General features: G+C 73.1%; 7 protein-coding genes. All 7 read left to right on the top strand.

Going from position 1 to position 6,688, the window contains the following annotated elements:
* Positions 1-523: signal peptidase I (gene lepB / locus LX15_RS22650; RefSeq protein ID WP_253671648.1), on the top strand; the 523-nt coding region annotated here is incomplete at its 5' end.
* Positions 520-1,284 (top strand): ribonuclease HII, encoded by a 765-nt coding sequence (locus LX15_RS22645; protein ID WP_253671647.1) that lies wholly within the window; start codon positions 520-522, stop codon positions 1,282-1,284. The genes lepB and LX15_RS22645, both read left to right, overlap by 4 nt.
* Positions 1,285-1,304: 20 nt before the next feature.
* Positions 1,305-1,628, top strand: coding sequence for a DUF2469 domain-containing protein (locus LX15_RS22640; RefSeq protein WP_253671646.1), 324 nt, complete (start codon positions 1,305-1,307; stop codon positions 1,626-1,628).
* Positions 1,629-1,975: 347 nt separating this feature from the next.
* Complete coding sequence (locus LX15_RS22635; protein WP_253671645.1) at positions 1,976-2,404, top strand: YraN family protein; 429 nt, start codon at positions 1,976-1,978, stop codon at positions 2,402-2,404.
* A 1-nt stretch (position 2,405) separates the two neighbouring features.
* Complete coding sequence (locus LX15_RS22630; protein ID WP_253671644.1) at positions 2,406-3,917, top strand: YifB family Mg chelatase-like AAA ATPase; 1,512 nt, start codon at positions 2,406-2,408, stop codon at positions 3,915-3,917.
* Positions 3,914-5,119, top strand: coding sequence for a DNA-processing protein DprA (gene dprA, locus LX15_RS22625; protein ID WP_253671643.1), 1,206 nt, complete (start codon positions 3,914-3,916; stop codon positions 5,117-5,119). Before LX15_RS22630 ends, dprA begins: the two co-directional genes overlap by 4 nt.
* A gap of 605 nt (positions 5,120-5,724) precedes the next feature.
* Entirely contained in the window at positions 5,725-6,657 is a 933-nt protein-coding gene (locus tag LX15_RS22620; RefSeq protein WP_253671653.1) for a tyrosine recombinase XerC, read from the top strand.
* Positions 6,658-6,688: the final 31 nt, after the last annotated feature.

Raw genomic sequence — 6,688 nt, 5'->3', positions numbered from 1 at the left:
GTTGGGTGTGGGTCAGCCGGATGAGCGGGACTTCGTGAAGCGGGTCATCGCGGTGGGTGGCCAGACGGTGGAGTGGGATCCGGAGGCGAAGCGGGTCAGGGTTGACGGGAAGTTGTTGGATGAGCCCTATGTGCACTGGGAGGAGGGGACGGGGCCGGAGAACGTGGAGGCGTTTGGTCCGGTGACTGTTCCGCCTGGTCGGTTGTGGGTGATGGGGGACAACAGGAACTTCTCGGCGGATTCGCGGGCGCATATGGAGGATGACGCGCAGGGGACGGTCCCGGTGGAGAATGTCATCGGGAAGGCGCGGGTGATCGTGTTGCCGCCGTCGCGGTGGCAGGGGATTGATGATCATAATCCGCAGGCGTCGGTGTCGGCGTTGGGTGTTGGGGTGTGGCAGGCGGCGGTGCCGGCTGGTGTGGGTGTTGTGGGGGCGTTTCCGGTGTTGTGGGCCGGCCGCCGGATCGGCCGACGACTGCGTGACCGGCTCCCGGTCCGGCGTGGGAGGCGCGACCAGGAGTGACGGCGGGACCCGAGGTCCTGCGCCCGCCACGGGCCGTCGTGCGGCGGAGCACGGGGAGTTGGGCGCTACAGGGCGCGTTGGATCGCCGGGGACTCGGCCCGGTCGCCGGTGTGGACGAGGCCGGCCGCGGCGCGTGCGCCGGCCCGCTCGTGGTGGCCGCGTGCGTCCTGCGCCCCGGTGACGGCCGGCGCCTGGCCGAGCTGACCGACTCCAAGCTGCTCACCGCGCTGGCCAGGGACCGCGTGTACGACGCCGTGGTGGCCAGGGCGCTGGCCTGGTCGGTGGTCGTGATCCCCGCGGCCGAGGTCGACGGGCTGGGCGTGCACGTGGCCAACCTGGAGGGCATGCGCCGGGCGGTCGCCCGGCTGTCGACGCATCCGGGCTACGTGCTCACCGACGGCTTCCCCGTCCCCGGCCTGACCGCCCCGGCCACGGCGGTGGTGAAGGGCGACCGGGTCGCCGCCTGCGTGGCCGCGGCGTCGGTCTTGGCGAAGGTCACCCGGGACCGGATCATGGCGAAGACGCACGCGGACCACCCGGTCTACGGTTTCGACGTCCACAAGGGTTACTGCACGAGCGAGCACACCGCGGCCCTGGAGGAGTATGGGCCGTGCGCGGAACACCGGTGGTCGTACGTCAATGTGGCCACGGCGGGCGTGCGGCACGGCATGCGGCCGCCACACCGGGTGGCGCGCGGCGGTCTGGTCGCGTCCGTGGTGAACAATGAGGCACCCCGCGCCGCGGGGTCCGGCGGTTGGTGACGAGGAGGAGCGCGGGGGCGATGAGCGCGGAGGATCTCGAGAAGTACGAGACCGAGATGGAGCTACAGCTCTACAAGGAGTACCGCGACATCGTCGGCCAGTTCTCCTACGTCGTGGAGACCGAGCGGCGCTTCTACCTGGCGAACGCGGTCGACGTGCAGGTGCGCAACGCCGAGGGCGAGGTCTACTTCGAGGTGCGCATGTCCGACGCGTGGGTGTGGGACATGTACCGCCCCGCGCGGTTCGTGAAGAACGTCCGGGTGATCACCTTCAAGGACGTCAACGTCGAGGAGCTCGACAAGCCCGAGCTGCGGCTTCCCGAGGGCGGGCCGTTCGGGAGCTGACGCCTTTCCCTCACCCGGCGACGTTTTTCACCTGTTCCGGGTGTTGGTTGGTCGGGTCAGTGACCGCCGAGACGGACACTGTCGCCCCATGAGGCGATCAATCGCGTGAGCAGAAGGGCCGCCCGTTCACTACGGGTGGCCCTTCTGTCGTTCTGCCCGTTCTTCCGTTCTGCCCGTTCTTCGCGGGCGCGCACTAGCGCATACCACTGACATTTCCGTCCTTCCTCACCCATCCGTGGAGGCAGTTGTCCACAGGGCCCTGAGCTGTCCACAACCAGCGGTTTCACCCTGGCCCGCAGTCCCGCCAGCCGGCACCTTCGACGTGACCACCGACGAAGGGAGCCCCCGTGACCACCGAAACCGTGACCACCGAAACCGTGACGACCACCCCGGCACCCGCCCCGGGAGGGACCCCGGCCCGCCGACGAACCGCCGACCTGGGCCGGCGCGGGGAGGACCTGGCCGCCGCCCACCTGGAGCGACGGGGCCTGGTGGTGCTGTCGAGGAACTGGCGGTGCCGCGACGGCGAGCTGGACATCGTGGCCACCGACGGCGACGGCCTGGTCTTCTGCGAGGTCAAGACCAGGGCGGGCCCCGGCTGGGGGCAGCCGGTGGAGGTCCTCACCGAGGCCCAACGCCGGCGGATCCACCTCGCGGCCCTGGCCTGGATGACGGCCTTCCGCGTGCCCTGGTGCCCCATCCGCTTCGACCTCGTCGGGGTCACGTGGCCGCACGACGGCCCCGCCCACCTTCAGCACGTCGAGGGGGCGTTCTGACATGCCGCTCGCCAGGACATGGTCGGTCGCGTTGTCCGGAGTGGACGGCGTGCCCGTCGAGATCGAGGCCGACATCGGCAGCGGCCTGCCCAAGGTCCGGCTGGTCGGCCTGCCCGACCCGTCCCTCACCGAATCCAAGGAGCGCCTCAGGGCGGCGGTGCGCAACAGCGGCGAGGCCTGGCCCTCGCAGCACGTGACCCTCGGGCTGTCACCGGCGACCCTGCCCAAGAACGGGTCCGGCTACGACCTCGCCCTCGCCTGCGCGGTCCTGGCCGCAGCCGGCGTCGTCCCCGAGGGCGCCTGGGAGTTCACCGTGCTCGTGGGCGAGCTGGCGCTCGACGGCCGGGTGCGCCCGGTGCGCGGGGTGCTCCCGGGGCTCCTCGCGGCCCGGCGGCACGGGCTCCGCCGAGCCGTGGTGCCCGCGTCCACGCTGCCGGAGGCGGCGCTGGTCGACGGCATGGAGATCCTCGGCGCGTGCACGCTGGCGGACGTGCTCGCCTGGGCCCGCGGCGAACAGGGCCGCCTCGCCCTGCCCGAGGAGCCGGCGCCCGCGGCCCCGCCGCCCCGCCCCGACCTCGCCGACGTCGTGGGGCAACCCGAGGCCCGCTGGGCGCTGGAGGTGGCGGCGGCCGGAGGGCACCACCTCCTGCTCCTCGGCCCACCGGGGACCGGCAAGACGATGCTCGCCCACCGCCTCACCGGGCTGCTGCCGGAGCTGACACCGGCCGAAGCCCTCGAAGTGACCGCGATCCACTCGGTCGCGGGGCAGCTCGACACCGACGCGCCCCTGGTCAGCTCCCCTCCGTTCGTCGCTCCCCACCACTCGACCTCGGTGGCGGCGTTGGTGGGCGGCGGTGGGGGCCTGGCCAAACCCGGCGCCGTCAGCCGGGCGCACCGGGGCGTGTTGTTCCTCGACGAGGCGTGCGAGTTCGGCCCGCGTCGCCTGGAGGCGTTGCGGACCGCGCTGGAGGAGGGCGAGGTCCGCCTCGCCCGGCGGGACGGCGTCGTCCGCTACCCCGCCCGGTGCCAGTTGGTCCTCGCGACCAACCCCTGTCCGTGCGCCCCGGCCAGGGACTCGGACTGCGTGTGCCCGCCGAACATCCGTCGCCGCTACCTCTCACGCCTGTCCGGCCCCCTGCTCGACCGCGTCGACCTCCGGGTGCACATGCGGCCCCTCACCGCGATGTCGGCCGTCGGTGTGGAGCCGGAGAACACCGCCGCGGTGCGGGACCGGGTGAGTCGGGCGCGGCAGGCGGCGGCCGAGCGATGGAGCGACCACGGCTGGCGCACCAACGCGGAAGTCCCCGGACCCGCGCTGCGTCGGGAGTTCGCCCTGCCGCGCAAGGTGACGGCCGTGCTCGACCGCGGCCTGAGCCTGGGCACGATCACCGGCCGCGGCGCCGACCGGAGCCTCCGGGTGGCGTGGACCCTCGCTGACCTGGCCGGCGCCGACCGTCCTGACGCCGACCACGTGGCCGCCGCGCTGGAGTTCCGCGAGCGGAGGGCGGCATGAGCACCGCCGACCAGGAGGTCCGTGTCGCCAGGGCCTACCTCTCCCGCGTCGCCGAACCACCGGCACCGGCCCTGGCCGCGTTCGTCACCCAGGCCGGCCCGGTCCTCGCGGCCCGGCTGGTGCGGGACGGGGAGGTCCCGGCGGAGGTGGCCAAGGAGACCGACGCCCGCCGACTCGTCTACCAACCGGAGCAGGACCTGGCGTCGGCGGCCGCCGTGGGGGCACGTCTGGTGGTACCCGAGGACGAGGAGTGGCCGGCCTGGCCCCTCGCCGCGTTCGACCTCGCGACCGCGCGCGGCCTGGTCGCCCCGCTGGCGCTGTGGGTTCGCGGCGCCGCACCCCTGGCCGACCTGGTCGAGCGCGCCGTCGCGGTGGTCGGGGCGCGGGCGGCGACCGCCTACGGCGAGACCATGGCCGCTGAGATCGGCCACGGCCTGGCGAGCCGAGGGATCACGGTCGTCTCGGGAGCCGCCTACGGCATCGACGGCGCAGCCCATCGGGGTGCGCTGGCCGCCGAAGGCGCGACGGTGGCTGCCCTCGCGTGCGGCATCGATCTCTGCTACCCGGCCGGGCACACCAGACTCCTCGACCAGATCGCGCGGTCGGGCGCGGTCGTCACGGAGTACCCGCCCGGTGCTGTCGCCGCCCGCCACCGCTTCCTGGTCCGCAACCGGCTCATCGCGGGCCTGACGGAGGGGACGGTCGTGGTGGAGGCCGGGATCCGCAGTGGTTCCCGCAACACGGCGGCCACCGCACGGGCCCTCGGCCGCATCGTGATGGCGGTCCCCGGGCCGGCCACCTCCGCGATGTCCGTGGGATGCCACGCCCTCATCCGTGAGGAGGCGGCGTTGCTGGTGTCCCGGGTCGAGGAGGTCGTGGAGTCGGTGGGGCGTTTCGGCCTCGACCTCGTGGACGAGGCCGAGGGCACCCACCGCCCCACGGACAACCTGGACCCCGAGGCACTCCGGGTACATGAGGCCCTGCCCCACCGGGGTGGCCGCAGCGCGGAGGAGGTCGCCGTCGAGTCAGGTCTGCCCCTCAACCGGGTCCGGGCGCTCCTCCCCACCTTGGAGCTGTCGGGCCACGCGGAGCGTTGCGACGAGGGCTGGCGCTGCGCCCGCAGGCGTCGCGAACCCTCGACCCCCTCCTCACCGAACGCCGCGCCCGCCGCTACTCGCGCTCCACCGCGCACTCCCGACTGAGCCGCCACAGGAATCACGACGCCACCGAGCCAGGGCGTGGGACCGCGGCCCCGCCCGCTCCGGCAGCACCCCGCTCTCCCAACCCATGCTCACTTCCCACACGAAGGGAGTAACCACACCCCCAACCCACAGATCCGCTCCCCGATCTACGGCTGGCGCCCACACCAGCACCTCTCGGGGGACAACGCCACACCGCCCAGCAGTGGCCACACCACCACTCGGGCATCCACACGATCGACGGACATCTGGGCCGATCCCAGTGCCCGACAACCACACACACCAATAGCCACAACCACACCAGCAACACACCAGGGGGCAGGGGCGGGGAGGGGTGGGGGGAGGGGGAGGGGCCCCCGGGGGGCGAGGGCGAAGCGGTGGACGGGGGTTGGGGTTGGAGGGGTGGCTGTGGCTGCGGAGAGTGATGTGATCCGAGGGTTGTGAGTTCGGGATGGGGTGGCGGAGGAGTGCGGGGCGGGGTGGGCAAGGGGGAAGCCAGAAGATCACTGATCTTGGGGGAAGGGCGTGGCGATGCTTGACCCGGCGGGGTGGGGCGCGCAGCGTTACGGGGCGTGACCGCCGCGCATGGTTCTCGGGGCAGGGTTGATCTGCGGGGTGCTCGGGCTCGTCTTCCGGTGGCGTTCGGTGAGGCGGTGAGCGGGTTCGAGCGGTATCTGCGGGCCGAGCGCGGGTTGTCGGCGCACACGGTGCGGGCCTACGTCGGGGATGTCGTGTCGTTGCTCGACCGGCTCGGGCGGAGCGGGGCCGAGGCGTTGGACGCCGTTGACCTCGGGGCGTTGCGCGGATGGCTGGCCGGGTTGCGGGAGGCGGGGGCGAGCCGGACGACCCTGGCTCGGCGTGCCGCGGCGGCCCGCGCCTTCACCGGATGGGCGAACCGGTCGGGGTTGTTGGCGACGGATCCGGGGCGGCGGCTGGCCGCGCCGAAGGCGGAGCGACGCCTGCCCACGGTGCTGCGACCCGACCAGGCGGCGGACGTGATGGCGGCGTCGGCGTCGGGTGCGGTGGAGGAGGACCCGGTTGCGCTCCGTGACCATGCGGTGGTGGAGTTGCTCTACGCGTCCGGGGTCCGTGTGTCCGAGTTGTGCGGCATGGACGTCGATGACGTGGATCTCGATCGCCGGGTCGTGCGGGTGCTCGGCAAGGGAGGACGGGAGCGGGTCGTGCCGTATGGACAGCCGGCGGAGCGGGCACTGCGCGCGTGGTTGGCGCGGGGTAGATCCGCGCTGGTCACACCGGGTTCTCCTGCCGCGTTGTTCCTTGGCGCGCGGGGCGGTCGTCTCGACCCGCGCGCGGCCCGTCGGGTGGTGCGGGAGGCGGTGGCGGCGGTGCCCGGCGCCGGCCGGATGGGGCCCCACGGGTTGAGGCACTCGGCGGCGACCCATCTGCTGGAGGGCGGAGCCGACCTCCGCAGCGTTCAGGAACTACTTGGTCACGCTACGCTCGCGACGACGCAGCTCTACACCCACGTCACCGTTGACCGGTTGAAGGCGATCCATGACCGAGCCCACCCCCGTTCCTGACGACGCCGGGGGAGGTTCCCGCGCGACGGCG

Source organism: Streptoalloteichus tenebrarius (assembly GCF_024171885.1).
GTDB classification, from domain to species: Bacteria; Actinomycetota; Actinomycetes; order Mycobacteriales; family Pseudonocardiaceae; genus Streptoalloteichus; species Streptoalloteichus tenebrarius.
The sequence above is the reverse complement of the archived record's forward strand: the minus strand, read 5'-3'. Positions and strand labels throughout refer to the sequence as shown.